Raw genomic sequence first — 25,090 nt, 5'->3', positions numbered from 1 at the left:
AAGGCAGAGGCGGCCCGCACCCTTGGAAAAGGGCGCGTCCCGGATCAGCGCTTCGAGAACTGGAAGCTGCGGCGGGCCTTGGCCTTACCGTACTTCTTGCGCTCGACGACGCGGCTGTCGCGGGTGAGGAAGCCTTCCTTCTTCAGCGGCTTGCGCAGGTTCGGTTCGTACAGCATCAGCGCCTTGCTGATGCCGTGGCGAACCGCGCCGGCCTGACCGGAGAGACCACCACCGACCACGGTGGCAACGATGTCGAAATGATCGACGACGTTGGCAACCGAGAACGGCTGACGGATGACCATCATCAGCACCGGACGCTTGAAATAGGCGTCGGCTTCCTGGCCGTTGACGGTGATCTTGCCGGAACCCGGCTTCACCCACACGCGGGCAATCGCGTTCTTGCGCTTGCCGGTGGCGTAGGCCCGGCCTTGCGCATCGCGCACCGGCTCGGGAAGCTGCTCGTCCGCCATCAGACCGGCCGCCTGGGCCATGTCCTTCAGCGCGCCAAGACCCTGGGCCTGAACGTTGGTTTCGGTCATGGCTCGATTACCCCACGTTCTTGCGGTTCAGGGCGGCGACATCCAGCGGCTCAGGGGTCTGGGCCACATGCGGATGCTCGGGGCCGGCATAGACATGCAGCTTGCGCATCACGTCGCGGCCCAGCGGACCACGGGGCACCATGCGGCGCACGGCAGCCTCGATCACACGCTCCGGATAGCGGCCGTCGAGGATCTTGTCCGCGGTCCGCTCCTTGATGCCACCGGGGTGACCGGTGTGCCAGTAATAGGTCTTCTGGGCACGCTTGCGACCGGTCAGCACCACCTTTTCGGCATTGACGATCACGATATGATCGCCGCAATCCATATGGGGCGTGAACATCGGCTTGTGCTTGCCGCGCAGACGATTGGCAACAAGGACGGCGAGACGACCGAGAACGAGACCGTTCGCGTCGATCACCGACCACTTGTGCTCGATGTCTGCCAGCTTGGCGGTATAGGTCTTCATGAGCCTGGGCACCGAGATGGGTTCGGGAAACTGGAGGCGGAGTATGCCACGGATCTTTCCGCCGTCAACGGCAAAGAATGCCGTATTTTCAATGACTTGTGAAATCGGTATTATTTTACCACATCTCTGACGTCAGGCTGAGCGCCGGTTTGAGGCCGATCGGGTGCGATCTTGCCCCCGCGCGCGGTGCTTGGACGCGGCGCTCTTGCGGCGTTATGATGGCCAGCGAGGGCCGATCCGCAACCGCCGGATCAGGGCCCAATTCGACCACATCCCCAGGCAGCCCCGGCAACCATTGACGACCGGGGATGGGTGTGGCGCCCCCAGGGTTCAAGGATGCGACCAATGACCGATCAGACCCCCGCCCGCACCGAGGCTGCCGCAGCCGATACGCTCGTCCGTCTCGATGTCCACGACGATGGCGTCGCGGTCCTGACCCTGAACCGCCCGGCCCAGCGCAATGCCCTGTCGCTGGCGATGATGAGCGCGATCGAGGCGGCGCTGGACGAGATCGCGGGCAACCCGGCCGCGCGCGCCGTGGTGCTGCGCGGTGAGGGCCCGGCCTTCTGTTCCGGTCATGATCTGAAGGAGATGCGGGCCGATCCCGACAAGGCATCTCATGCCGCGCTCTTCGCCCAGTGCAGCCGGATGATGACCCGGATCGTGCGCCTGCCCAAGCCGGTGATCGCCGAGGTGGGTGGCATCGCCACCGCCGCCGGCTGCCAGCTTGTCGCAAGCTGCGATCTGGCGGTCGCCGCCACCACCGCCCGCTTCGCGACCCCGGGCGTCAATCTGGGCCTGTTCTGCTCGACACCGATGGTGGCGCTGTCGCGGGCCGTCGGCCGCAAGCACGCGATGGAAATGCTGCTGATGGGCGAGATGGCCGATGCCGAAACCGCGCACCGCTTCGGGCTGGTCAACCGGGTGGTGGCACCTGAGGCGCTGTCGGACACCACCATGGGCATGGCCCGGCTGATCGCCTCGAAATCGCCACTGACCCTGCGCACCGGCAAGGAGGCATTCTACGCCCAGGTCGAGATGACCCTGGACGACGCCTATGCCTATGCATCGAAGGTGATGACCGACAACATGCAGACCAACGATGCCGTCGAGGGCATCGATGCCTTCCTTGGCAAGCGCAAGCCGGTCTGGCAGGGACGCTGAGCCGATGACCGCCGATACCATTCCGCCAGCCACCGTCGTGAACCACGACCGCTATCCCGACGCCTATATCCGCGACATCCTGCGCCAGTGCCGGGTGATCGCCATGATCGGTGCCAGCCCCAACTGGAACCGGCCCAGCTATTTCGCGATGAAATATCTGCAGGAAAAGGGCTATCGGGTGATCCCGGTCAACCCGGTCGCCGCCGGCCAGACCATTCTGGGCGAGCCGGTTTACGCGACGCTCGACGATCTGCCGGTGGTGCCCGACATGGTGGATATCTTCCGCAATTCCGAAGCGGCGGGACCGGCCACCGACGATGCTATCCGCATTGGCGCCAAGGTGGTGTGGATGCAGCTTGGCGTGCGCAATGATGCCGCCGCCGCCCGCGCCGAGGCCGCCGGGCTCAAGGTGGTGATGAACCGCTGCCCGAAGATCGAATATGGCCGCCTGTCCGGCGAACTGGGCTGGAGCGGCGTGAACACCGGCGTGATCAGCGCCAAGCGCATGGGGCCACCGCGATGACCGATCAGTCGAAGACGCCCGACAGCGCCCGAGACCCAAGGGAGAGGCCTGCATCCGGCGGCGATTTCGGCTTCGCGACCCTGGCCGTCCATGCCGGCAACCGGCCCGAGCCGCATACCGGTGCCCGGATCACGCCGATCTATCAGACATCGTCCTTCGTGTTCGACAGCGTCGATCACGCGGCATCGCTGTTCAACCTTCAGACCTTCGGCAATATCTATTCACGCCTGGGCAATCCGTCGGTGTCGGCGCTGGAGGAACGGGTGGCGGCGCTGGAAGGCGGCCGCGGTGCCACCGCCTGCGCCAGCGGCCATGCCGCCCAGTTCCTGGCCCTGACCAGCCTGATGGAAACCGGCGACGATCTGGTTGCGTCGCGCTTCCTGTATGGCGGATCGTTCACCCAGTTCAGCCAGAGCTTCAAACGCTTCGGCTGGGGCTGCACCTTCGTGGACGCGCGCGACCCCGATCAGGTTGCCGCGGCCATCGGGCCGCGGACCAAGGCGGTGTTCGTGGAAAGCCAGTCCAACCCGTCGGGCATATTGACCGACATCGCGGCACTCGCCGATGTCGCCCATGCCCACGGCCTGCCGCTGATCGTCGACAACACCATCCCCAGCCCCTATCTGTGCAGGCCCTTCGACCTGGGCGCCGACCTGATCACGCATTCGCTGACCAAGTTCCTGGGTGGACACGGCAATTCGCTGGGCGGCGCGATCGTGGAAAGCGGCCGGTTCGACTGGAAGGCCTCTGGCAAATTCCCGTCGCTGTCGGAACCCAATCCCGGCTATCACGGCCTGCGCTTCGACGAGACCTTCGGCGATTTCGCGTTCACGGTGCATGCCCATGCCGTGGCGCTGCGCGATTTCGGGCCGACCCTGTCGCCGTTCAACGCCTTCATGATCATGACCGGCATCGAGACCCTGCCATTGCGCATGGAACGCCATGTCGCCAACGCCAAGCTGGTCGCCGCCTGGCTGCACGATCATCCGAAGGTCGCCTGGGTATCCTATGCCGGCCTGCCCACCAGCCCGCAATACGATCTGGGTCTGCGCCAGATGCCGCGCGGCGTGGCGCCGGTGTTCACCTTCGGCCTGACCGGCGGCTATGACGCCGGCATCCGGCTGGTGGAGGGCGTGGAGCTGTTCAGCCATCTGGCCAATGTCGGCGACACCCGGTCGCTGATCCTGCATCCGGCATCGACCACGCATCGCCAGATGTCGCCGGAAGACCGGGCCCAGAGCGGCGCCGGCGACGATGTGGTGCGGATCTCGATCGGCATCGAGTCGGTCGAGGATCTGATCGCCGATCTGGATCAGGCGCTGACGCGCTGCTGACGCGCTGCTGACGCGCTGCCGCCACCTGCATCCTGCCTGCCGCCCGCCTCTGTCCGCCACCCGCCTCTGTCCGCCACCCGCCCTCTGTCCGAAAGCCCGCCATCGCCATGCCGACATCAATCCCGGCCGCCGCCGGGCCGGCCGCCCCTGCCCTTGCCGCCGTTGACCGCCTGATCTTTCTGCGCCACGGCCGCACCGCCTTCAACGCCGAAGGCCGTGTGGCCGGACAGACCGATATCCCGCTGGACGATACCGGCCGCGCCGAAGCCTGGGCGGCGATCGAGGCCCTGCGGCCACTCGGCGTCGATGCGGTTGCGGCAAGCCCGATGCAGCGGGCGCGGGTCACCGCCGCTATCGTCGCAACCGGTCTGGGTTTCGGCGACGATGCGGTGCAACTGGTGCCGGGCCTGCGCGAACGGAACTGGGGCATGTATGAAGGTGCGCCGCTGGGCGAGCGGCCGCCTTACGAGGAGACCCCGCCGGGCGGCGAGCCCTGGCCGGCCTTTATCGACCGCACCGCCCATGCCGTGGCCGGCGCCCTGAAGATGATGGGCACACCACGCCGGCCGCTGATCGTGGCGCATTCCGGGACCGCGCTGGCCCTGTCACGGCTGCTGGATTGCCCGATGCCGGTCGACAAGGCCCAGAACGCCGTGCCGCTGATCTTCCAGCGCGCCCGCGACCGCTCGTGGCGCTGCTGGCTGCCGGGCCGCTGACCCGGCAGCCAGTCAAGATCATGCGGTCAGGCAGCCACAGCCGCCGGGGCCAGGGCCGCGATCTCGGCCTCTGCCGCGGTGAAGGCCGCGGCAAGCGCGTCCGGCCCCATGCCGACGCCCTCGACCCGGACGATCCTGACATCGGTGATGCCGATGAAGCCGAAGACCAGCTTCAGCCAGCTTTCCTGATGATCGGCCGCCTGACCGGCGGCACTGGTCGAATAGACGCCGCCACGGCTGGACGCGATGATCACCTTGCGGCCGCCTGCCAGGCCCTCAGGCCCGTTCGGGCCATAGCGGAAGGTGCGGCCGGCACGGGCCAGGCGGTCGATCCAGGCCTTCAACTGCGACGGCACGGCGAAATTGTACATCGGCGCGCCGATCACGATGATGTCGGCGGACAGGAATTCCGCCAGGACCGCTTCGGCCAACGCATATTCCTCGGCCTGCACCGGGGTCAGATCCTCGGTCTTGCCGGCGCGGACCACCGGCAGGCGTTCGCCCGACAGATGCGGCAGTTCATCGGCGGCGAGGTCGCGGCTCACGATCTCCAGCCCCGGCATCGCATCGGCAATGGCATTGGTGATGCTGTCGGTCAGCCGGCGCGACAGCGACTGAGCGCCAGCGACGCTGGAATGGATCTGAAGCAGCTTCATAGGTCAGGTCTCCGGGTATGATCAGAACTTTGTTTCCTGCCCTATAGCTACGAGTGGAACGATCATGACGCCAGATGGCAAAACCTGGATGATAGGTTCCATATATGGAACGACACCGGATTGGCGCCCATGCATGACCTGAACGATCTGATGATCTTCGCCCGCATCGTCGAGCATGGCGGTGTCGCGGCGGCGGCGCGGGCCATGGGCCTGCCGAAATCGACCGTCAGCCGCAGGCTGTCGGCGCTGGAAGACCGGCTGGGCGTCCGCCTGATCCAGCGCACCAGCCGGGCATCGATGGTGACCGATGTCGGCCGCGCCTATCACCGCCATTGTCAGGCGATGATTGCCGCCGCCGATGCCGCACAGGAGGTGATTGCCCATAATCAGGCCGAACCGCGCGGGCTGATCCGGATGAGCTGCCCGCTGCCCTTGCTGTCGACGGCCATCGCGCCGATCCTTGCGCGGTTCATGATCGATTTCCCCGAGGTGCGCATCGAGGTCGACGCCACCCAGCGCCGGGTCGATGTCGTCGAGGAAGGTTTCGATCTCGCCTTGCGGGTGCGGCCACTGCCGCTGGAGGACAGCGATCTGGTGGTGCGCATCCTGGGGCACAGCACGGTCGCGATCGTGGCGGCACCCACCCTGCTCGACCGCCATGCCCCGGTTCGTCATCCGGACGACCTCGCCCGCCTGCCGACCGTCGCCCAGATGCCAGCCGGGGGACGCGGCAGTATCGAGGCCGTCGCGCCCGCGATCCGCCATTGGACGCTGACCGGCCCCGGGGGCGAAACCGTCCGGATACCGCACGAGCCGCGATTCGCCGCCGACGACCTGCCGACCCTGCACCACATGGTCCGTGCCGGTCTTGGCATCACGATCCTGCCGCATTATCTGGTTCAACACGATCTGAATGCCAGACGGCTGGTCACGCTCCTGCCCGATTGGCGGCCACCATCCGGCGCCGTCCATGCGGCCTTCCCCTCGCGCCGCGGGCTGGTTCCGGCAGTGCGCCACCTGATCGATCGCCTGGCCGACGAGTTCAATGGCGAATCCGGCCTGTCGGAGACTGCCGCCGAATGACTGCCGACCAGCACCGCCGCTTCGCCAAGTCACCACTGCCCGTCCATCTGGTGCGGCGCTATCTGGAGCCCGGGCCGGTGGTTCTGGTCACCTCGGCCCATGATGGGGCGACCAACATCATGACGCTGGGCTGGCACACGGTGATGGAGTTCACGCCGTCGCTGGTGGGATGCATGATCTCGGCCGGCAATCACAGCTTCGATCTGATCCGGCGAAGCGGCGCCTGTGTGATCAACCTGCCGCCGGCCTCGCTGATCGACGCGGTGGTCGGCATCGGCAACACCAGTGGTGCGGCGATCGACAAGTTCCGGACCTTCGGCCTGACGCCGACACTCTCCGCCGAAATCGAGGCGCCCGCGATCGCCGAATGCTTCGCCAGCTTCGAATGCCGCATCTCGGATGACCGGCTGGTCGACAGCCATAATTTCTTCGTGTTCGAGGTGGTCACAGCACATGTGACGACACGGCGGCGCCGACCTGCGACCCTGCACTATACCGGTGATGGCATCTTCATGATCTCAGGGCGGCGGATCGACAAATCGGCCATGTTCGACCCGCGCATGCTTTGAGGATGGCGCCGCGACCGGCAATCGGGAGGTCCATATGCCTGTGGATGACATGCCGACAGGAGCGGGCACCCCTGAGCGGACGTCGCCGCTGGGGCTGGAACGGCATATCGCCGGCAGCAGGTTGATCAGCGGCGACGGGCCAGCCTGGAAAGACGTTTTCATACAGGTCTTCGCACGCAATCGCGTCCAGCATCCCTTTCTGGTGCCCGCCGTCGCCGAACCACTGCTCGTCTGGGTCATGTCTGGCAGGGCCGTCGTCGAGGAACGGGATATCGGCGGCGACTGGCAGGCGAGCCACGCGCAGCTCGGCGACTTCTTCCTGACCCGATCGCCGGCGCCCTATGAAATGCGATGGCAGGCCGAAGCTGATCAATCGTTTCAGGTGATGCATCTATACGTCTCTGTGCCGCTGTTCGAAAAAGTGGCGCGAGAGATGCCGGGCGGGGCCGGCGGCGTCATCACCCTGAAGGACGTATCAGGTGGTCGCGACCCGACGATCTCTCATATCCTGAGCCTCCTGCACCGTGAACTGATCGCCGACAATGCCGGTGGCAGCAGGCTGTTCGTCGACGGGCTGGCGCAGAGCCTGACCGTGCATCTTCTGCGCCATTATGCCGCCGTGGATACTTCGGCGCGGCCGCGAAATGCCTTGCCCGGCGCGAAACTGCGCCGCGCGATCGCCGCCATGGCCGGTCGGCTCGATCGGCCATTCGATCTCGCCAGTCTGGCACATGAGGTTGGAATGAGCGCGTTCCACTTCAGCCGGTTGTTCAAGGCCGCGACCGGGTTTCCACCCTCGCGGTATTTCATCCGGCAGCGTGTCGCCAGGGCACAGAGATTGCTGCAGGAAACCGACATCAGCATCATCGAAATCGGGATGACGGTCGGCTATTCAAGCCCAAGCCATTTCGCGCAGGTTTTCCGGCGTGAGACGGGTCTCTCACCCAGCGCCTATCGCCAGGCCGACGCAACGCGATCGCCCTTTCCGTCGTCAATTGCGCAAGATCCCGACAGCGTGAGCAATCCACCGCGAGATGGAAAAGTCGGGACGTCATAGATGTCCTCCTGTCGAAGGCAACGGCCCACCCTCCGCTCGGGATGGGCCCGCCTGCAACAAGGAGGGACACCAATGACCACCGTCAACGGAAAAATCGCCCTGATTACCGGCGCATCGAGCGGTATCGGCGCAGCCACAGCGACAAGGCTGGCCGAGGCCGGCGTAACGGTAGGCCTCGCGGCCCGGCGCACCGATCGCCTGGATGCGCTGAAAGCCGACATCGCGGAACGGGGCGGCAATGCCCTGGCGATCGAGATGGATGTGGTCGACCCGGCCTCTGTCGAGGCCGGCGTCAGGGCACTCGTCGATGCCTGCGGCTCGATCGACATTCTCGTCAACAATGCCGGTCTGATGCCGCTTTCCGATATCGACCAGTTCAAGACCGACGAATGGCACCGCATGGTCGACGTCAACGTCAAAGGTCTTCTCAACACAACCGCGGCGGTTCTGCCGCAGATGATCAGACAGCATGCCGGCCACATCTTCAACACGTCGTCGATTGCCGGCCGCAAGATCTTCAAGGGCCTGTCTGTCTATTGTGCGACGAAGCATGCGGTGACCGCCTTCTCAGACGGGCTGCGCATGGAGGTGGGGCAGAAGCACAATATCCGCGTCACCTGCATTCAGCCTGGAGCCGTCGCCACCGAACTCTATGATCGGATCACCGACCCCGGCTACCGCAAGCAGATGGACGACCTTGCCCGGCAGATGACCTTCCTGCAGGGCGCGGACATCGCCGCCACGATCCTGTTCGCGCTCCAGGCCCCGGGCCATGTCAACGTCGCGGAACTCTTCGTTCTGCCGACCGAACAGGGCTGGTAGATCAGCGCTCATGCAGCCGCCGGCCACCTCGGGCGACCGGCGGCAGGTTTACGTCGATACGCGACTTTATAGCACCAGCCGCAATTGCAGCGGGTGATCGGCCGGGTAGCGGCTGTTGATCAAGGTTAGAAGATCACGGCTGAAGCCGGCCGCCTCGTCCTTCAGCATGCGATAGAGCGGCAGGCCGCGCGCCTCGGCCGGCGGCACGTCGAGTGCTGCGCGGTTGGCCGGATCGTCCAGAGCGGCCAGGAAGCGGTCATAGCGGGCCAACGCCGGCAGCAGGGGGCCCGGGCCATAGATGTCGAGCAGCCGGTCGATCGGCGGCCGGCCCAGAAGCCGCGACAGCAGCGCACGCTTGGCGGGCACGTCCAGCCCCGCCGTCTCTCCCGCCGCGACCACGCCCGAGACATAGAGCAGCTTGCGTGAGAACACCAGTTTCACATTGCGCAGGCCCCAGCCCTTGGCGGCGGCACCCCGGGTCTTCATTTCGAAATCGACGCAGATGCTGCGGTAATAGCGGATCACGTCGTTGAGCAGAAAGGTCGCCGGATCGTCGCGGCCATGATGATCCTGCACATACGTCGCGATCAGGCCATCGAGGCTGCGACGGAACACAGGCGCCCCGGCCAGGGCGCGGCCTTCCAGCAGCATCAGCAGCCGACGGGTGGTGATCTGGTTGCCGTCTTCGACCCCGCCGATGGTGTTGATCAGCGCGTCGGCGGATTGGGTGGCCTCGAAGGCTCCGCCATCGGCGGGCTGGCGGATGCCGGCAATTGCGGCCGCGCGATGCACGCGTCCGGCCAGTTGCCGCGCGGCCATCTCGCAACCGTCGCCGCGCTTGCCGGCCGCGGCTCGCGGATCATACAGCACATAACTATCCAAATCCGCCTGCGGTCCGGCCTCGCCACGGCCATAGGATCCACAGACAACCACGCCCAGACCGGCGGTTGCGGGCGGCCGCGCGGTGTCGGCATCACGGAACAGGTCGTCCTCGTCCAGCACCGGCATGGCCGGCAGCGCCGCCGCCAGACCGGACAGCAGATCCTCGGTCCGCCGCCGCAGCCGTACCAGATGCGGGGCGGCATCGGTGAGCGCGGTCCAGTCGCGTGCCATGCCATCCACGGCCAGGTCGCCGGCGATCATGCGGCGGCGAACAGATCATGCTGGCGCCGGCCCCCGCCATCGCCCGCGATCGCGGCCAGGGCCGACAGGCCATAGAGCGGCCGTCTGCGCCGGGCCTTGATCTCGCGATACCGCCGGGCATAGGCCTCCGGGCTGTCCAGCACCACATCGGGTTCGATGGTGAAGCGACGCTCGCGCCCCATCACCGTCTCGATCGCCGGCGCCGGCGCCGGCGCGCCACGCCGCCGTCCGGCCGCGGCCGCGGCATGCGCGGCCCGGAAATCGGCGTGGATATGGCCGACCAGGATGGTGATCAGCGTCTGAAGGTCACGGGCCCGGCCCAGCAATGCACGTTCCGACAGAAAGAAATCCTCAGGCCGATAGCGATCGATGGTCTGATCGACATGGCGCTGGACCAGCGCATCCGCCGAGCGGCAGACATCGCCATAGATGAAGGTCTCGTAGATCTGTTCCTTCAGCCGCCAGAACCCGTCCAGCCGCCGCACGCCGGCCCGATCGACCCGCGCCAGCGCCAGCACCGAAATCAGCGGATGAGCATCGACCGGGGCCCGGTGCAGATAGGTATTGGCCCGGCAGATGCCATCGATGGTGTCGATATTGATCGGGCCCGAGAACAGATGGGCGTGGAGACGGCTGGACCGGCGGGCGATCAGCCCCACCACCTCGTCGGGATCGATGCCATGACGGCCGAGAGCCGCGCGGATGTCGAGGCCCAGCGGCACCTCGCCGCGAATGATCGACGCTGTCGCCGCGTGATGATCGATCCCGAACCGGTCGGCGAAAACCGGCTCCAGCGTATGCGACAGCGGACCATGGCCGACGTCATGCAGCAGCGCCGCCGCGATCAGGATCTCGCGGTCGCGCGGTGCCACCGCCGCCATCCGGCAATAGCTCACCGCCAGCAGCGCCACGCCCAGCGAGTGATGAAAGCGGTTGTGGCGGACGAAGGACGGCCGGCCATTGGGGTGAAACAGCCGGTCGATCACGCCCAGGAACGAAACGTCGCGCAGCCGCTGAAACCCGGCGCTGGCGATCAGGTCGCGATGCAGGCTGTGCGGGAACGCGGCAGCGATCGCGGCGTCGTCCAGCCGGAAGCGGAAGCGCGGTGCTTCAGGGAACAGGTCGCCGGCGGTGGTGCCGGCGTCAGGCCACGACACCGGTGCCCAGTCGGCCAGATCATCGAAGGCATCGACGGCCGGTGGCACATGCGGCGCTTCGACCGTCTCGACGCCGAAGTCCCAGATCGTGATCTGCCGTCCGCTCATGCCTGCTCCGCTCACTGACCCCATCCGCCGATCATGCACCGGACCGGCCCGTCATGCACGGCATTCGGCGGCGATCCAGTCCAGGAAGTCCGGATTGCCGCCGGTGATCGGCCAGGCCGAGATGCCCGGCAGGTCATAGCTGTGCAGCGTCCGCACCCGGTCGGTCAGCGCCGTGACCAGGCGATCGACGGTCTTGGCCAGCAACACCACCTCGGCCCCGGTCTCGATCGCGCCCTGCCAGCGATAGATCGCGGTCATGCCGGCGATCAGATTGCAGCAGGCCGCCAGACGCTCGTCGACCAGCGCCCGGCCGATGGCCGTCGCCTCGTCGCGGCTGCCACAGGTGATGTAGACCACCATCGGCTGATCGCCGCCCGGCCCGGCCCGCATTTCCGGCCCTGCCCGCATATCCGACCCGGCCCGCGCATCCGGCGCCGCCCCGGATACGGCGTCCGGCCCGGTGGCCGGTGGTTGCGTGGACATGCCGGACCCGGCGGTACCCACCGGCGCACCTGCCACCGTGTCGATGGCGGCCTGCAGATGGCCGATGGCATGGTCGATGGCGCCGGCATCGGGGTGGCCGGCCTGCGCCGCCTCCAGCAGCCGCTCCAGGATACGCGCGGCATCGCCGATATCGGGGAAGCCGAAGCTGCCCGCGGCCCCGGCCAGGGAATGGGTCGCGCGCTCGGCCTCCTCCAGCGCCTCGCGATCGCCCGACACCCGCCAGCCGATCAATCCGCCACGCACCCGCTCGAGCCGTGCCGGCAGGCCCTGGCGGAATTCCTCGGTCAGTGTCGCGATGATATCGCCGGCCGTGGCCATGGCCGTCTCAAGCTTGTCGCTCACGCGTCCTCTCCCGCGACACCGGCCTGTTCCCACAGAACACGCAGCTGATTGGCCAGGGTCATGGGATCAAACGGCTTTCCAATCACGTGCAGCGCCCCCATTGCCAGAAAGGCCAGATTGTCCTCGGGCTGCTGGCGGGCGGTGAGAAACACGACCGGCACCCGCTCACCGCCGGGCAGACGGCGCAGCCGTGCCAGGGTTTCGGGCCCGTCGATGCCCGGCATGGTCACGTCCAGCACCACCAGGTCATGGCGGCCGGCATCGAAAGCCGCCAGGGCCTGGGCCCCGTCTTCACAGACCGTCACCTCAAGCCCGCCGACCACCGCCAGCGAGATCCGCACCAGTTCGCGCAGATCCGGCTCATCTTCCGCCAGCAGAATATGTGTCAGGTCAGCCATCACGGCCCCCACGCCATCGACCCCATGTGGATGAACGAAGAATAGGCCGGGACGCGCGGCGGGGAAAGCGGTGCGCCGCCGCCCGTCATATTTCAGGCGACACGACGCCCAGCGCCAGCGCCACACGCTCGGCCAGGGCCAGTGCCGCGGTCAGCCCCGGGCTTTCGATTCCCAGCAGATGAACCAGCCCGTCGACGCCGTGATCCGCCGGACCATCGACCCGGAAATCGGCATCCGCCTCGCCCGGCCCCACGATCTTGGGCCGGATGCCGGCATAATCCGGCACCAGCGGCAGGTCGGGCATGGCGGGCCACCAGCGCCGGATGGCCTCGGCGATCCGTGGCGCCCGGCCGGCATCCACGGCCAGATCGGCCGGGTCGTCGACCCATTCGACATCGGGCCCGAATCGGGCCTGCCCGGCCAGATCCAGCGTCAGATGCACACCAAGGCCGCCGGCCTCGGGCACCGGATAGATCAGCCGGCGAAACGGCGCCCGGCCGCTGTCGAGGCGGAAATAATTACCCTTGGCGAACCGCAGGGGCGGCGTGACCGCAGCCGCCGCCGGTCCCTCGATCGCCCGCGACAAGGCGGGCGCGCCCAGCCCGGCCGCATTGACCAGGATGTCGCAGGTGATCTCGGCCGGGTCGTCGCCGCCGGTGGCGATACGGATGCCCTCAGCATCCGCACGGCCGCCGATCACCGGGGTGCGGGTGATCAGCATGCCGTCGGCGGCTTCCAGCCGCGCCAGCAACACCGCCATCAGGCCGTGGCTGTCGATGATCGCAGACGCAGGCGACAACAGCGCGGCATGCACCGCCAGCGCCGGCTCCAGCGCCCGTGCCGCAACCGCCGACACCGGTTGCACCTCGATCGCACCGTTGGCATGAGCGCGCGCCAGGATCGCGTCGAGCCGCGGTGCCTCGTCGGCGGTGACGGCGACCACCAGCTTGCCCACCGCCTGATAGCCGACGCCGGTCGCGGCGGCGAAGGCCTTCAGCCGGTCACGACCATCCAGACAGCATACGGCCTTCAGACTGCCCGGCGGGTAATACAGCCCCGCATGCACCACTTCCGAATTCCGGCTGCTGGCGCCCTCGCCAAACCGTGGGCCGGCTTCCAGCACCACCACGGAGCGGCCGGCACGCGCCAGACGCTCGGCCACCGCCAGCCCGACGACACCGGCACCAACCACCACCGCATCCAGATCCGGCTTCCGCATACCCGACGCATCCCCTCTGTCCGCCGCTCCCGACCCCTTGCCGGCCGCCTGCCGGCCGGCATTGAACCAGACACAAGCCTCAAAGCACAACGGCCGCGAACCCTTATGCAGGGCCGCGGCCGTCGAATGATGCAGACTTCGCCATCTGCGGGCATCATCCGGGGAAGATGATGCCAAAGAGAAGTAATGGTCGGAGCGAGAGGATTCGAACCTCCGACCCCTAGTCCCCCAGACTAGTGCGCTAACCAGGCTGCGCCACGCTCCGACCGGTCTTCCTGGGGGCATTTGACTGCCCCCTGCGAAGTGCGCGGACTATATCCAACCGGATCATCCCGCGCAACCCTTCTGCGACAGGTTACGGCCTGAAAAATTCAGGCCGCCCCATCCTGCCCGCGCTCGCCATCGGCGTCCGGGGACATCGTGTCATCTCCGATGGTTTCAGCGGCGGCTTCATCTGCCGCCTGAACCTGGTCATGGCCGTCTGCCGGCTGCGCGCCGCCAGCGATACCGGATGCTCCGGCGCCCTCGCCCGACAGCTCGATCACCAGAACATCCTCGGCAAAACTCTCGTCAATGCCGGCCACATCGCCATCGACAAGTCCGAGGGCGGCGTCGGCCTCGTCATCGCCATGCAGCAACGCACGCGCACGCTCCAGATGGGCCAAGGCCTCGCGCATCAGCCCCTGGCGTCGCTCATCCTCCGCCAGCAGGGTCCGGATACGGGCGGCCGACAGATCGGCGAGGCCGGTGGTGCCGGCCACAGGCACCGCGACAACCGGCGGCGCTGCCTGTGCAACAATGGAGGTCGGCGACGCGGCCGGCTCGGCCGGGGACGGCGCGTCATCGGCGGCGATCAGGCCGTCATCGCCGATGTCGTCGGGATCGTCGACGTCGTCCAGGTCTATATCGTCATGCCCGGCATCATCGTCGCCGCCGCCCTCGTCGCCATCCGACGCATCGTCGAGATCATCGCCGTCACGATCGAGACGTGCTGCCAGGGCATCGAGCAGATCGGGATCCTGAGCCGCGGTTCCCGCGGTGCCAGCCTCGACCCGCTCGGCCACCGCCTTCACACCACCCTCGCGCAGCAATTTCTGCACGCCCTTGATGGTATAGCCTTCGTCATAGAGCAGGCTGCGGATACGGCGCAGCAACACCACGTCCTCGGGCCGGTAATAGCGCCGGCCGCCTGCCCGCTTCAGCGGCTTGACCTGGGGGAACTTGCCTTCCCAGAATCTGAGGACGTGAGCGGGGACGTCGATCTCCTCCGCCACCTCGCTGATGGTGCGGTACGCGCCCGGCGCCTTGCCGCCGCCGCGCCGCCGTTCGCCATCATTGGCGGTGGTGTCGGTCATCTCGTCAACGCCTCCATCTCACCCTGATGTCCACAATGCCGATCCGCTGGTCAGGCTTCGGCGTCCTCAAGATCTTCCTCAAGGTCGTCGACATCGATCAGGCTTTTGCCGATACGGTCCTTGAGCACGTTCGAGGCCCGGAACACCAGCACCTTGCGCGGCAGGATCGGAACTTCCTCGCCGGTCTTCGGGTTACGCCCGACGCGCTCGCCCTTCTGGCGCACCGCGAACGTGCCGAAGGACGAGATCTTGACCGTGTCGCCCTCGACCAGACTGTCCGAGACAACGGCCAGCACCGCCTCGACCAGTTGAGCGGATTCGTGCCGCGACAGACCAACTTCCTGATAGACCGCCTCGGCCAGGTCCGCGCGAGTGACGGTGCGTGCCATCGTCTTGTCCTCAAATACTTGCGCGCGCAGCTTCACCCTGTTTATGCGCCATGGCGGACAAGCTTGTCAAACGCCTTGCGCTTCAGGGCCTTGCGACACGCGGTTGTGTCATTGTCGAAATGCGGGGGACGGCCCGGGAGCCGTCTGCGTCACCGGCAGGCACGGGGGCCCGGCCGGCCATGATGGACAATTACCAGCGGATCAGCGCCGACCCCCAGGACAGACCACCACCGATGGCTTCGACCAGCACCACCTGCCCCGGCTGGATACGGCCATCGGCGGCCGCCTCCGCCAGCGCCAGCGGAATGGATGCGGCCGAGGTGTTGCCGTGGCGATCGACCGTCATCACCACCCGGTCCATCGGCAGGCCCATCTTGCGGGCGGTGCCAGTGATGATTCGGGCATTGGCCTGATGGGGCACCAGCCAGTCGATGTCGTCGGCGGTCAGGCCGTTGGCATTCAGCGCCTCGGTCACGCTGTCGGCCAGCTTGACGACCGCGTGCCGGAAGACTTCCTTGCCTTCCATCCTGAGATGGCCGGCGGTCTGGGTGGACGAGACGCCACCATCGACATAGAGCGCGTCGTGATGTCGGCCATCCGAGAACAGATGGGTCGACAGCACGCCGATATCGGCATTCGTCCCCGCGCCGGCCTCGGCGCGCAGCACCATCGCACCGGCGCCGTCGCCGAACAGCACGCAGGTGCCACGATCCTTCCAGTCCAGGATGCGCGAGAAGGTCTCGGCGCCGATCACCAGCGCGGTCCGGAACTGGCCGCTCTTCAGGAAATTGTCGGCGGTCGACAGTGCGAACACAAAACCCGCGCACACCGCCTGAAGATCGAAGGCGGCACCGCGGGTGATGCCCAGCGCCGCCTGGATCTTGGTGGCGCTGGCAGGAAAGGTCTCGTCGGGGGTCGATGTGGCGAGGATGATCAGATCGACCTCCTGCGCATCGATCCCGGCATTGGCCAGCGCCGCACGTGCGGCATGCAGCCCCAGCGTCGAGGTCAACTCGTCGGGAGCGGCGATGCGGCGCTCGCGAATGCCGGTCCGCTCCTGGATCCACTCATCCGAGGTGTCGACCATTTTCGACAGGTCTTCGTTGGTCAACACCCTGGCGGGCAAATAGCCGCCGACGCCGAGCACGCGCGCGCGCATAACCGTCATGCCGTAGCCGCCTTCTGCTGAACGGAGGCGCCATCGATCTGGCCCGCCGCGATCCGTTTGAGTTCGCCACTGATACGGTCGTTGAAACCGTGAGCCACCAGGTCATAGGCAACACCGATCGCATTGGCGAAGCCCAACGCATCGGTACCACCATGGCTTTTGACGGCGATGCCGCCCAGCCCCAGGAACATGGCACCGTTGTGATGGCGCGGATCGGTCTGCTTCTGCAACGCCTTCAGACTTGCCCGGGCGAAGAGATAGCCGATCCGGGCCAGCAGCGACCGGCGGAACGCCGATTTCAGATAATGGCTGTAGAGCTTGGCCGTGCCTTCAGCCGTCTTCAGCGCAATGTTGCCGGTAAAGCCATCGGTCACCACGACGTCGACCGTGCCCTTGGCGATATCGTCGCCTTCCACGAAGCCATGGAAGCGGATGCCGTCGATGGTCTTCAGGCGGGCTGCTGCCTCCCTGACGGCCTCCAGCCCCTTGACCTCTTCCTCACCGACATTCAACAGGCCGACACTGGGATTCTGATACCCGAGAACGATCCGCGCAAACAGTTCACCCATGATCGCGAACTGGATCAGGTTGCGCACGTCGCATTCGGTGTTGGCACCAAGATCCAGCACCACGGTTTCGCCGCGCAATGTCGGCATGGTGGCGGCGATGGCCGGGCGGTCGATACCGGGCAGCATGCCCAGCATCATCCGCGCCATCGCCATCAACGCACCGGTATTGCCGGCCGAGACAGCGGCATGCGCCCTGCCTTCACGCACGGCCCGAAGCGCCAGCCCCATGCTGGACTTGCGCCCCTGCCGCAAGGCGACCGACGGCCGCATCGAGCCGGGGATGACCTCGTCGGTGTGCAGAAACTCGGTCGCGGCGAGCAGCTTCTTGCGGCGCTTCATCAGCGCACGCAGCCGCGGCTCGTCGCCGACCATCAGGAACCGGAGGCCGGGATAGCGCTTCAGCGCAATGGCGGCGCCCTTGACCACCATCTTTGGTGCCTGATCGCCGCCCATCGCATCGAGTGCGATGGTTACATCACCGGACAACGCCACCTCACCTCCGCGCCTTTCGCCGGGCCTGGACCGGCCCGACGCCACGTACCGATACCCAAAGGCATCGACCGGCGTCAGCCGGCCGCCGCCTCCGTCGCGACGTCACGGCCGTCATAGAAGCCGCACGAGCCGCAGACATGATGGGGGAGCTTCAGCTCGCCGCAGTTCGGGCACTCGTTCGCGTTGGTGGCGGTGAGCGCGTGATGGGCGCGACGCATGTCACGCCGCGACTTGGAGACCTTTTTCTTGGGGACGGCCATAGTCTTCGCCTTTCAGGATGGGACTTTTCGGTACGGTGACGGGCACAAGCCGAATAGCGCGCTTAGTTAGCGAAAAACCGGCGCGATGGCAAGGCTTCTCCCGGAATTCACGTCCGGTGTCATGCAGATCCGGAAGAACCGTCCTCGTCGGACCGCCCTTTCCCGCCCTGCTGCTTGAGAACCGCCAGCTTCGCGAATGGATGCTCACGCGGCTTTTCGCCCCCGGCCGTGCCGGCCCGAAGGGCAAAGACTTCACGTTCGACCGCCTCCGCCGGCGCCTCGGGCCCCCGCGGATAGGGATCGATCGCCAGGCTCAGATATTCCGTCGCCAGTTCCCCCACATCGACCCGACCGTCCACCAGAAGCTCCGGCGGTTCGGGCGCCTCCTCGGGCTCGGCGGCGTCGATGGCGGCCAGACGCCGGCCATATTCCGGTTCGGTCAACGCATCCACCGCCACCGTGTCCGAGACCGTGGACTCAAACCGTAGATTGGTCACGACGCAAGTCTGAATCAACCGGGCAGAGAAGGTAATTTCGATATGGGCCCCGCCGCGCACCCGGCCGATGGTGACCGTGACATCGAAGGCATTGAGCGCCGGCAGGTCGAGACGCCGGGCCAGCGCCGCACATTCGGCCGCATCGGCTGAATGGCGAAACACACGCGGCTCTGACGGATCGAGTGCATCGATCTCGATGATGCGCGAGAATTCCGGGGTCGCACCAGGCGCTGCGGACGGACCAGGTGCTGCGGTTGGGCCGGTCATGGCGGCAGATCCTCGTGTCGGAACAGATAGATGGGTGGTAACCGCCACAAGCGGCCGTGGCGGCGCACACTACCCTATTGAATGGCGCTCCGCCAGCCTTGGCAGGGCCACCGGGCATGTGCCGGGATCAGCCCTCACCAGCGTCGGACGCATCCTCGGCATCAGCCCGGGTCGCCGGGACAGCGGCGAAGGCGACGCGGCCATCAAGGATGTCCTGGGTCGCCATGGCGTCGAGCACGCCGATACTGGCCATGACATAGGCCGCGATGGCCTGAAGCGTCGCCTCCGGCGGCCGGGCCGCGCCGGCGGCCTCGATACCGAAGACGTTGCGGGCGATCGCCTCGTTCAATGCGGCGCCACCATCGCCCGCCACCGCCGCCACGGCCGCGTCATAGACTTTCACGCGGCCATAAAAGGCCTCTCCCATGCGCTTGACCTGCTTGCCGACGCTGAGGTCACCCACACCCATTTCGCGCAATGAGCGGTCCATATCGGCGAACATGCGGTCGAACAGCGCCTGACCGGTGCGCCGTCCGCCCTCGCCCTCGCGCTTCATCCGATGCAGGATCATGAAGACATGCAGCACGATCATGTCAAAACGGCCGTCGACGGTGTCGGGGACGCCCAGATCGCGATAGAACACCACCGAGCGGGCCTGGGCCACCGCGGTATCGTACTGGGCCTCGGCAGCCGCACGCGGGCCCGTCCGGCCGAACAGCCTGTCTAGAAACATGGGGGCCGTCTCCTCCTGTTGCTCGCTCGCCACCGACAGATGATCCGCACCCCGGTCGGCCGATTGACACCCCGCGCCGCGGAATGCAATCTTGGGCCGCCCGTAAGCAGACGGGCCGTCGCAGCCGACACCTTGTTTCGGATCCGGCCGGGCCGATGCGCCCGGATCCCTCATCCGCATCGACACATCGTCGGGGTGGTTATGGCGGCGACGCACCACAGCGTCAACGGTGACATCGCCAAGATGATCCGGTCTGCGCCCCGGCGCCGCTCCATCGCCCGCCCCGTTCTCCGCTCCGCGTCCATGGCCGCGGTGGTGATGGCGTCGATCGCCCTCGCCGCCTGCCAGCCCGTGGTGCGCACCCACGGCTTCATGCCGGCCACCGATGAAATCGCCCAGCTCCGGCCGGGTGAACAGACCCGCGAGGATGTGCGGGCCATTCTGGGGGCGCCGTCGACCACCGGCACCTTCGAAACCGATACCTGGTATTATATCCAGCGCCGCACCAGCACGATTGCGTTCTATTCGGCCGATGTGACCGAACAGGACGTGCTTGGCCTGCGGTTCGGCGATGATGGCCGGCTGGCGGACATCGTCCGCTTCGGCCTCGATGACGGGCGCACCATCAGCTATGTCGACCGGGTCACCCCGACCTCGGGCAACGAGCTGACGGTTCTTGAACAGTTCGTCGGCAATATCGGCCGGTTCAACTCGGAAGGCAGCGCCAACCGGCCCGGCAATCCCAGCGGCATGGGCGGCCGGCGCTGATCCGACGCGCCCCCCGCATCCGCTCTTCAACACCACCGCAGGCATCGGCCCGCCGGGATGAAGAAGACGGCGGGATGGAGAAGACGGCATGATGAAACGGCCGGGAGATCATCATCTTCTTCCGGCCGTTTCATCATTCGGGAGATTGTGATCGCCGCGCAGGCGGCCCGACCGGCTATCACTCCGCCCCGCTGTCACTCCGCCGCGCTATCACTCCGATCGGCGCTTCATCCCGCGTGGCGCTGTGCGGCGACATCATTGGTGCCCTGCACCAGAACATCGCGCACGACTTTGCGGCCGAACCACGCATTGGCGGCATCGGCCAGGCCGCGCTTGATCTCGTCGAGGGTCGGCTCACGTCCGAAGCGGGCCGCATCGGACGCCACGATATGGGCCGCGTTGACAAAGACCGGGCTCATCCGCGCGACCGCGGGGACGATGTCGTCGCTGCGGACCCCCGGCTCCAACTCCAGCATGATGTTGATCACCAGATAGCGATACACCACGCCATTGCGGAAGATGGGCACGCTGACCGGTTCCGGCTTGATGAACACAGGCAGCGCCGCAGCAGGCGGCTGCGACGATCTGATGCCGTGGAGCACGCCCAGCGGATCGGCCTGATACAGCAACCAGCCGCCCCCGCCGGCGACGGCGAGCAGAATGGTCACGATCGCGATCAGCAAGGGGCGCATCGGCAGGTGGTCCGGTGGTGGTGATCAGGGCAGCCGGATCAGCCGCGGCCGCCTGGCTCGGAGAAGTGCAGCACTTCATAGGTGTTGACGCAATCGGATTGCGCCCCCACCGCGGCAGCGCGCGATGCCGCCTCGTTACACCACAGGCTGTAGCGCACAAGCTCCCAGCGATCGGCGTCGAGCGCAATGGAATGGGCATAGAGGCCCGGCTTGCCCAGCATGTCGGCCTGAAGGGCGGCCTCACGCTCATGCACCGCATCCAGCGACATCTCGGGCGGGATGACGTCCACCTCGCGCACCGCGAAGCGCGGACTGTCGGCGCAGGTGCCATGCCCGAAGCCGAGCACGAACCAGGTCCGCACCCGCGGCCGTCCGAAGGCCGCGGCCAGATCGGCGAACAGATCCCCGAAGACGAACTGCTTCCAGTCCTCTTCCGAGCGCCAGATATAGAATGGCGCGTAGACCTGATCCTCCTCGTTCAGGAGGAACGACTTCATCACCAATCCGGGATGAGCATCATAAAGCTGTCCGCGCTCGGCAACCCGGTTGCGGATGGTCTCCGCGTCCAGATCCGCCTTCAGACGCACGGTGTATTGAAGCGCCAGCATCGTCTGCGTTCGTCCCCCCGCGATCGATCGGCAGAATCCATATGGCGGGACCGCCACATGGTGTATCCGCGGACGTTACGCCATCGTTGCCGTCGCGAGAACGGTCATTCACGCATGCCGCCCATGCAGGAAGCTGTTAGAAGTGCACATGTCCGGGCTGCCCGCCCGCAACAATCGGCCCACCGGCGTCGGTCAGCACCACCCGTCCCCGCCCCGTGGCCTGCCCGGTCACCTGCCCGATCCGGGTGACGGCGACACCGACGCGGGCGCCCTGCATCATCACGGCGCGGCGGGCGGCGGGCGGCGCGGTGAAGACCAGTTCATAATCGTCGCCGCCGGTCCACACCACCGGGGCAAGCCCGGCCCCAGCCGACACAGACCCGGCCGACACAACCCGGCGTGCTGCCGGCGAAAGCGGGACCAGATCGACACGCATGCGGATGTCGACGCCGGATGTTTCGGCGATATGGCCAAGATCGGCCGGGAGGCCATCGGACACATCGGCACAGGCGGTGGCGATGCCGGCCAATGCCGATCCCAGGGCCAGCCGTGGTTCGGGCAGCAGGCGCCGGGCCTCGACAGCGGCACAGGCAGCGGCATCCAGACCCATCGCTGCCAGGTCGATACGGCCATAGCCGGCCTCGACCGCCAGCGCCGCGTCGCCGATGGTGCCCGACACCCAGACATCGTCGCCCGGGCGGGCACCGCCGCGGGTGAGCAGACGCTCCGCCGCCGGCGCGTGCCCCAGCAGGGTCAGGCTCATCACCGCAGGGCCGTCGGTGCCAACCGTGTCGCCACCCAGCAGCGCCACGCCATAGCGCGCCTGATCCTGCGCCAGCCCCGCGGCGAAACGCCGCATCCACTTGCCCGCATCCGGACCGGGAATGGCCAGCGCCAGCAGATAGGCGACAGGTGTCGCCGCCATCGCCGCCAGATCCGACAGGTTCACGCGCAGCAGTTTGCGGGCGACCTGCTCCGGCGGCTCGCCCGGGAAATAATGCCGGCCCTCGACCATCGCATCCTTGGCCGCCACCAGAATCCGGCCCGGCGGCAGCGCCAGCCAGCCGGCGTCGTCGGTCAGATCGAGCGCGCCGGGCAGCGTGCGGGCCAGCGGCCGCAACCAGCGTTCGATGGCCCCGAACTCGCCGAGCCGGGGCTCGCCCTCGTCGGGCGCGCGCGCCACTGGTGCCCCATCATCCGGCGCCTCGCCGCCGCCCTCGCCGCCGCCGCTCACCGCGCCGTCGGCCGTCCGCCGCGATGATCCTTGCGCAGCAGCCCCGCCAGGCGGTCGAGAACGCCGTTCACGAAACCGGGCTCGCCACCGGCGAAGAACGCATGCGCCACGTTGACGTATTCATTGATGATCACGGCTGTGGGCACATCGGTGCGCGCGGTCAGCTCATAGGCGCCCGCGCGCAGGATGGCGCGCAGGGTCTGCTCCACCCGCTCCAGCCGCCAGCCTTCGGCCAGCGACGCCTCAAGCATCGGGTCGATCTCGGCCGCCGCCGCCGCGAAGCCCATTACGATGTCGCGGAAATGGTCGCGGTCGGCATCAAGCTCCAGGCCATCGTCGATGACCTTGCCGATCCGGTGGTTCAGGAACTCGGTGACCACCACCTCGGGCTTCAGGGCACTGAAGTCGATCTGATAGAGCGCCTGGACGGCGGCGAGACGGGCAGCGGTCCGCCGCGCCATCCCGGCTTCACGCGTGCCGTCGCCGCGACCGGGCCTCGGCGTGGGCTTGGGGCCGCGTGCGGCAGCCGGCGCCCGGGTGTCGGGTGCCGAAGCCCCTTTGGCGGCGTCACGCTGTTTGTCGGTCATAATGGTCGGAAATCCTTCAGCCCTGCTGGAACTGACGCTTGATCTCGATCATGCGCAGGCAGGCATTGGCCACGTCGCCACCCTTGTTGGCACGGTCGACGCGCGCGCGGGCCCAGGCCTGCTCGCGATTCTCGACCGTCAGGATGCCATAGCCGATGCAGGCCTTGCGCTCGATCGCAAGCTGGTTGAGCCCGCGGGCGCTTTCGCCGCAGACATAATCATAATGGCTGGTCTCGCCGCGGATCACACAGCCAAGCGCCACGAAGCCGTCGAAGCGGCCGCTGTCCATGGCGAGGCGGACCGCGGCCGGAATCTCGAACGCCCCCGGCACCGCCAGACGTTCCACCTGGGCGCCAGCGGCCTCAAGCGCCGCCACGGCGCCTTCGACCAGCGCATCGGCAATGTCTTCGTAGAAACGCGCCTCGACGATCAGGACGCGCAGATCGGATGCAGGTGCCGTGGCCATGGGGGCGTCAGACCTTCTCGATGGTAAGCGGGGCATGGCCGACGATGTGCAGGCCGTAACCGTCCAGCCCCACCACCGTCTGCCGCGAATTCGAAATCAGGATCATGTTGCGCACGCCCAGATCCAGCAGGATCTGCGCGCCGGTGCCGTAATCGCGCAGCGACGATGCCGCCTGCGGGCTTTCCAGCCGCAGCCGCGCCATCTCGGACAGGCCCGTGGGGCGCGGCTCACGCAGCAGGACCAGCACGCCGCGCCCGGCGCGGTCGATCTGCTCCATGGCGGCCCGCACGGCGCCGGCCCGGCCGCTGCTGCGATCGCCCAGCAGATCGTCGAAGGCATTGACCACATGCATGCGCACAAGAACCGGCTGCTCGCCGGCGGCGGCCAGATCGCCCTTCACCAGCGCCATATGCTCGGCGCCGTCGATCTTGCTCGCATAGACGATCATCCGCCAATCGCCGCCGAAATGGCTGCGGAACAGGCCGTCGGTCAGACGCTCCACCAGCTTTTCGGTGCGGCGGCGATAGGCGATCAGATCGGCGATGGTGCCGATCTTCAGGCCGTGCAACTGAGCGAAGGGCACCAGATCGGGCATCCGCGCCATCGACCCGTCATCGTTCATGATCTCGCAGATCACCCCCGACGGGTTCAGGCCGGCCAGCCGCGCGATGTCGACCGCCGCCTCGGTATGGCCGGCGCGGACCAGCACCCCGCCATCACGGGCGCGCAGCGGAAAGATATGGCCCGGGGTCACCACATCGCGGGCCCCCGCCTCGGGGTCGATCGCCACCTTGACGGTATGGGCACGGTCGGCGGCCGAAATGCCGGTGGTCACACCCTCGCGCGCCTCGATCGACAGTGTGAAATTGGTGTGATGGCGCGAGGCGTTGCGCTGGGTCATCAGCGGCAGGCCCAGCTCCTCGACCCGCTCGCTGGTCAGGGTCAGACAGATCAGCCCGCGGCCGTGCTTGGCCATGAAGTTGATCACCTCGGGCGTCACCATCTCGGCCGGAATGACCAGGTCACCCTCGTTCTCGCGATCCTCGTCATCGACCAGCACCACCATGCGGCCGGCACGGGCATCCTCGATCACATCCTCGATGTCGGAGATATAGGCGCGCGTATCGTCGGCCGCCTGGTCCTTGATCACCGTCATGTCGTCGTCCTCTCCCGTTGCGCCGTGTTCTTCAGGTCCGCAACATGTG

General features: G+C 67.0%; 29 protein-coding genes, 1 tRNA gene and 1 pseudogene. 9 read left to right on the top strand and 22 right to left on the bottom strand.

The features are described from left to right. Nucleotides 1–44 precede the first annotated feature (44 nt). On the bottom strand, nt 45–491 hold the full coding sequence (rpsI, locus tag WG924_RS02990; RefSeq protein ID WP_306432587.1) for a 30S ribosomal protein S9: 447 nt from the start codon (nt 489–491) through the stop codon (nt 45–47). A 55-nt stretch (nt 492–546) separates the two neighbouring features. Further along, nucleotides 547–1,005, bottom strand: a complete 459-nt coding sequence (rplM, locus tag WG924_RS02985) for a 50S ribosomal protein L13 (protein ID WP_188575535.1) — start codon at nt 1,003–1,005, stop codon at nt 547–549. Between the two features lie 345 nt (nt 1,006–1,350). Here rplM and WG924_RS02980 point away from each other — a divergent pair, with 345 nt between their 5' ends. The 4 genes from WG924_RS02980 (at nt 1,351) to WG924_RS02965 (ending at nt 4,742) form a co-directional block, all read left to right on the top strand. Then, nucleotides 1,351–2,169 carry an enoyl-CoA hydratase gene (locus WG924_RS02980; RefSeq protein ID WP_345931533.1) on the top strand — a complete coding sequence of 273 codons (819 nt, stop codon included), beginning with the start codon at nt 1,351–1,353 and terminating at the stop codon, nt 2,167–2,169. A gap of 4 nt (nt 2,170–2,173) precedes the next feature. Further along, nucleotides 2,174–2,692, top strand: coding sequence for a CoA-binding protein (locus WG924_RS02975; RefSeq protein WP_345931532.1), 519 nt, complete (start codon nt 2,174–2,176; stop codon nt 2,690–2,692). Continuing rightward, nucleotides 2,689–4,026: an O-acetylhomoserine aminocarboxypropyltransferase gene (locus WG924_RS02970; protein ID WP_345931531.1), complete on the top strand. Its 1,338-nt coding sequence runs from the start codon at nt 2,689–2,691 to the stop codon at nt 4,024–4,026. Before WG924_RS02975 ends, WG924_RS02970 begins: the two co-directional genes overlap by 4 nt. 107 nt (nt 4,027–4,133) lie before the next feature. Continuing rightward, nucleotides 4,134–4,742, top strand: coding sequence for a histidine phosphatase family protein (locus WG924_RS02965; protein WP_345931530.1), 609 nt, complete (start codon nt 4,134–4,136; stop codon nt 4,740–4,742). A 26-nt stretch (nt 4,743–4,768) separates the two neighbouring features. Here WG924_RS02965 and WG924_RS02960 read toward each other — a convergent pair whose 3' ends face one another. Continuing rightward, nucleotides 4,769–5,398: an FMN-dependent NADH-azoreductase gene (locus tag WG924_RS02960; RefSeq protein ID WP_345931529.1), complete on the bottom strand. Its 630-nt coding sequence runs from the start codon at nt 5,396–5,398 to the stop codon at nt 4,769–4,771. A gap of 129 nt (nt 5,399–5,527) precedes the next feature. Between WG924_RS02960 and WG924_RS02955 the strand changes: the two genes are divergently transcribed. From WG924_RS02955 to WG924_RS02940, 4 genes are all read left to right on the top strand, one after another. Next, nucleotides 5,528–6,481 carry a LysR substrate-binding domain-containing protein gene (locus WG924_RS02955; RefSeq protein WP_345931528.1) on the top strand — a complete coding sequence of 318 codons (954 nt, stop codon included), beginning with the start codon at nt 5,528–5,530 and terminating at the stop codon, nt 6,479–6,481. Continuing rightward, nucleotides 6,478–7,050, top strand: coding sequence for a flavin reductase family protein (locus WG924_RS02950; protein WP_345931527.1), 573 nt, complete (start codon nt 6,478–6,480; stop codon nt 7,048–7,050). The genes WG924_RS02955 and WG924_RS02950 overlap by 4 nt, the downstream gene beginning before the upstream one ends. A gap of 34 nt (nt 7,051–7,084) precedes the next feature. Next, complete coding sequence (locus WG924_RS02945; protein ID WP_345931526.1) at nt 7,085–8,107, top strand: AraC family transcriptional regulator; 1,023 nt, start codon at nt 7,085–7,087, stop codon at nt 8,105–8,107. A gap of 72 nt (nt 8,108–8,179) precedes the next feature. Beyond that, a complete protein-coding gene (locus tag WG924_RS02940) occupies nt 8,180–8,929 on the top strand; it encodes an SDR family oxidoreductase (RefSeq protein WP_345931525.1) in 750 nt (249 codons plus the stop codon). A 66-nt stretch (nt 8,930–8,995) separates the two neighbouring features. Here the strand turns inward: WG924_RS02940 and WG924_RS02935 are convergent, their stop codons facing one another. The 13 genes and pseudogenes from WG924_RS02935 to WG924_RS02875 all read right to left on the bottom strand — a co-directional run bounded on the left by WG924_RS02935 (nt 8,996) and on the right by WG924_RS02875 (nt 19,530). Continuing rightward, on the bottom strand, nt 8,996–10,072 hold the full coding sequence (locus WG924_RS02935) for a nucleotidyltransferase family protein (protein WP_345931524.1): 1,077 nt from the start codon (nt 10,070–10,072) through the stop codon (nt 8,996–8,998). Continuing rightward, nucleotides 10,069–11,337 carry an HD domain-containing protein gene (locus WG924_RS02930; RefSeq protein WP_345931523.1) on the bottom strand — a complete coding sequence of 423 codons (1,269 nt, stop codon included), beginning with the start codon at nt 11,335–11,337 and terminating at the stop codon, nt 10,069–10,071. Before WG924_RS02930 ends, WG924_RS02935 begins: the two co-directional genes overlap by 4 nt. Nucleotides 11,338–11,388: 51 nt before the next feature. Then, nucleotides 11,389–12,183, bottom strand: a complete 795-nt coding sequence (gene cutA / locus WG924_RS02925) for a divalent-cation tolerance protein CutA (RefSeq protein ID WP_345931522.1) — start codon at nt 12,181–12,183, stop codon at nt 11,389–11,391. Beyond that, nucleotides 12,180–12,581, bottom strand: coding sequence for a response regulator (locus tag WG924_RS02920; RefSeq protein WP_345931521.1), 402 nt, complete (start codon nt 12,579–12,581; stop codon nt 12,180–12,182). Before WG924_RS02920 ends, cutA begins: the two co-directional genes overlap by 4 nt. Before the next feature lie 85 nt (nt 12,582–12,666). Next, nucleotides 12,667–13,800: an NAD(P)/FAD-dependent oxidoreductase gene (locus WG924_RS02915; RefSeq protein ID WP_345931520.1), complete on the bottom strand. Its 1,134-nt coding sequence runs from the start codon at nt 13,798–13,800 to the stop codon at nt 12,667–12,669. A gap of 187 nt (nt 13,801–13,987) precedes the next feature. Continuing rightward, nucleotides 13,988–14,065, bottom strand: a tRNA-Pro gene (locus WG924_RS02910). Between the two features lie 799 nt (nt 14,066–14,864). After that, a pseudogene (locus WG924_RS28210) lies at nt 14,865–15,155 on the bottom strand (MerR family transcriptional regulator); the annotation flags it as partial. Nucleotides 15,156–15,205: 50 nt separating this feature from the next. Further along, the gene (locus WG924_RS02900; RefSeq protein WP_188575566.1) at nt 15,206–15,544 is read right to left on the bottom strand and encodes an integration host factor subunit alpha; all 339 of its coding nucleotides are present in this window, start codon (nt 15,542–15,544) and stop codon (nt 15,206–15,208) included. 190 nt (nt 15,545–15,734) lie between these two features. After that, nucleotides 15,735–16,712 (bottom strand): beta-ketoacyl-ACP synthase III, encoded by a 978-nt coding sequence (locus WG924_RS02895; RefSeq protein ID WP_345931518.1) that lies wholly within the window; start codon nt 16,710–16,712, stop codon nt 15,735–15,737. Beyond that, nucleotides 16,709–17,767, bottom strand: coding sequence for a phosphate acyltransferase PlsX (plsX, locus tag WG924_RS02890; RefSeq protein WP_345931517.1), 1,059 nt, complete (start codon nt 17,765–17,767; stop codon nt 16,709–16,711). Before plsX ends, WG924_RS02895 begins: the two co-directional genes overlap by 4 nt. 80 nt (nt 17,768–17,847) lie before the next feature. Continuing rightward, the gene (gene rpmF / locus WG924_RS02885) at nt 17,848–18,033 is read right to left on the bottom strand and encodes a 50S ribosomal protein L32 (protein WP_188575570.1); all 186 of its coding nucleotides are present in this window, start codon (nt 18,031–18,033) and stop codon (nt 17,848–17,850) included. 119 nt (nt 18,034–18,152) lie between these two features. Further along, nucleotides 18,153–18,797, bottom strand: a complete 645-nt coding sequence (locus WG924_RS02880; protein WP_345931516.1) for a hypothetical protein — start codon at nt 18,795–18,797, stop codon at nt 18,153–18,155. A 127-nt stretch (nt 18,798–18,924) separates the two neighbouring features. Beyond that, complete coding sequence (locus WG924_RS02875) at nt 18,925–19,530, bottom strand: ubiquinol-cytochrome C chaperone family protein (RefSeq protein WP_345931515.1); 606 nt, start codon at nt 19,528–19,530, stop codon at nt 18,925–18,927. A 243-nt stretch (nt 19,531–19,773) separates the two neighbouring features. Here WG924_RS02875 and WG924_RS02870 point away from each other — a divergent pair, with 243 nt between their 5' ends. After that, the gene (locus WG924_RS02870; RefSeq protein ID WP_345931514.1) at nt 19,774–20,298 is read left to right on the top strand and encodes an outer membrane protein assembly factor BamE; all 525 of its coding nucleotides are present in this window, start codon (nt 19,774–19,776) and stop codon (nt 20,296–20,298) included. A 227-nt stretch (nt 20,299–20,525) separates the two neighbouring features. Here the strand turns inward: WG924_RS02870 and WG924_RS02865 are convergent, their stop codons facing one another. The 6 genes from WG924_RS02865 to ribB form a co-directional block, all read right to left on the bottom strand. Continuing rightward, nucleotides 20,526–20,990, bottom strand: coding sequence for a flagellar basal body-associated FliL family protein (locus tag WG924_RS02865; RefSeq protein ID WP_345931513.1), 465 nt, complete (start codon nt 20,988–20,990; stop codon nt 20,526–20,528). 38 nt (nt 20,991–21,028) lie between these two features. After that, nucleotides 21,029–21,598 (bottom strand): DUF4865 family protein, encoded by a 570-nt coding sequence (locus WG924_RS02860; RefSeq protein ID WP_345931512.1) that lies wholly within the window; start codon nt 21,596–21,598, stop codon nt 21,029–21,031. A gap of 136 nt (nt 21,599–21,734) precedes the next feature. Continuing rightward, on the bottom strand, nt 21,735–22,832 hold the full coding sequence (gene thiL, locus WG924_RS02855) for a thiamine-phosphate kinase (protein ID WP_345931511.1): 1,098 nt from the start codon (nt 22,830–22,832) through the stop codon (nt 21,735–21,737). Next, on the bottom strand, nt 22,829–23,293 hold the full coding sequence (gene nusB / locus WG924_RS02850) for a transcription antitermination factor NusB (RefSeq protein WP_188575660.1): 465 nt from the start codon (nt 23,291–23,293) through the stop codon (nt 22,829–22,831). Before nusB ends, thiL begins: the two co-directional genes overlap by 4 nt. Before the next feature lie 142 nt (nt 23,294–23,435). Continuing rightward, nucleotides 23,436–23,885: a 6,7-dimethyl-8-ribityllumazine synthase gene (locus WG924_RS02845; protein ID WP_345931510.1), complete on the bottom strand. Its 450-nt coding sequence runs from the start codon at nt 23,883–23,885 to the stop codon at nt 23,436–23,438. Nucleotides 23,886–23,892: 7 nt separating this feature from the next. Beyond that, nucleotides 23,893–25,041, bottom strand: coding sequence for a 3,4-dihydroxy-2-butanone-4-phosphate synthase (gene ribB / locus WG924_RS02840; protein ID WP_345931509.1), 1,149 nt, complete (start codon nt 25,039–25,041; stop codon nt 23,893–23,895). Nucleotides 25,042–25,090 lie beyond the last annotated feature (49 nt).

The organism is Tistrella arctica, from assembly GCF_039630945.1.
GTDB classification, from domain to species: Bacteria; Pseudomonadota; Alphaproteobacteria; order Tistrellales; family Tistrellaceae; genus Tistrella; species Tistrella bauzanensis.
This window is presented reverse-complemented; position numbering and strand designations above follow the sequence as displayed.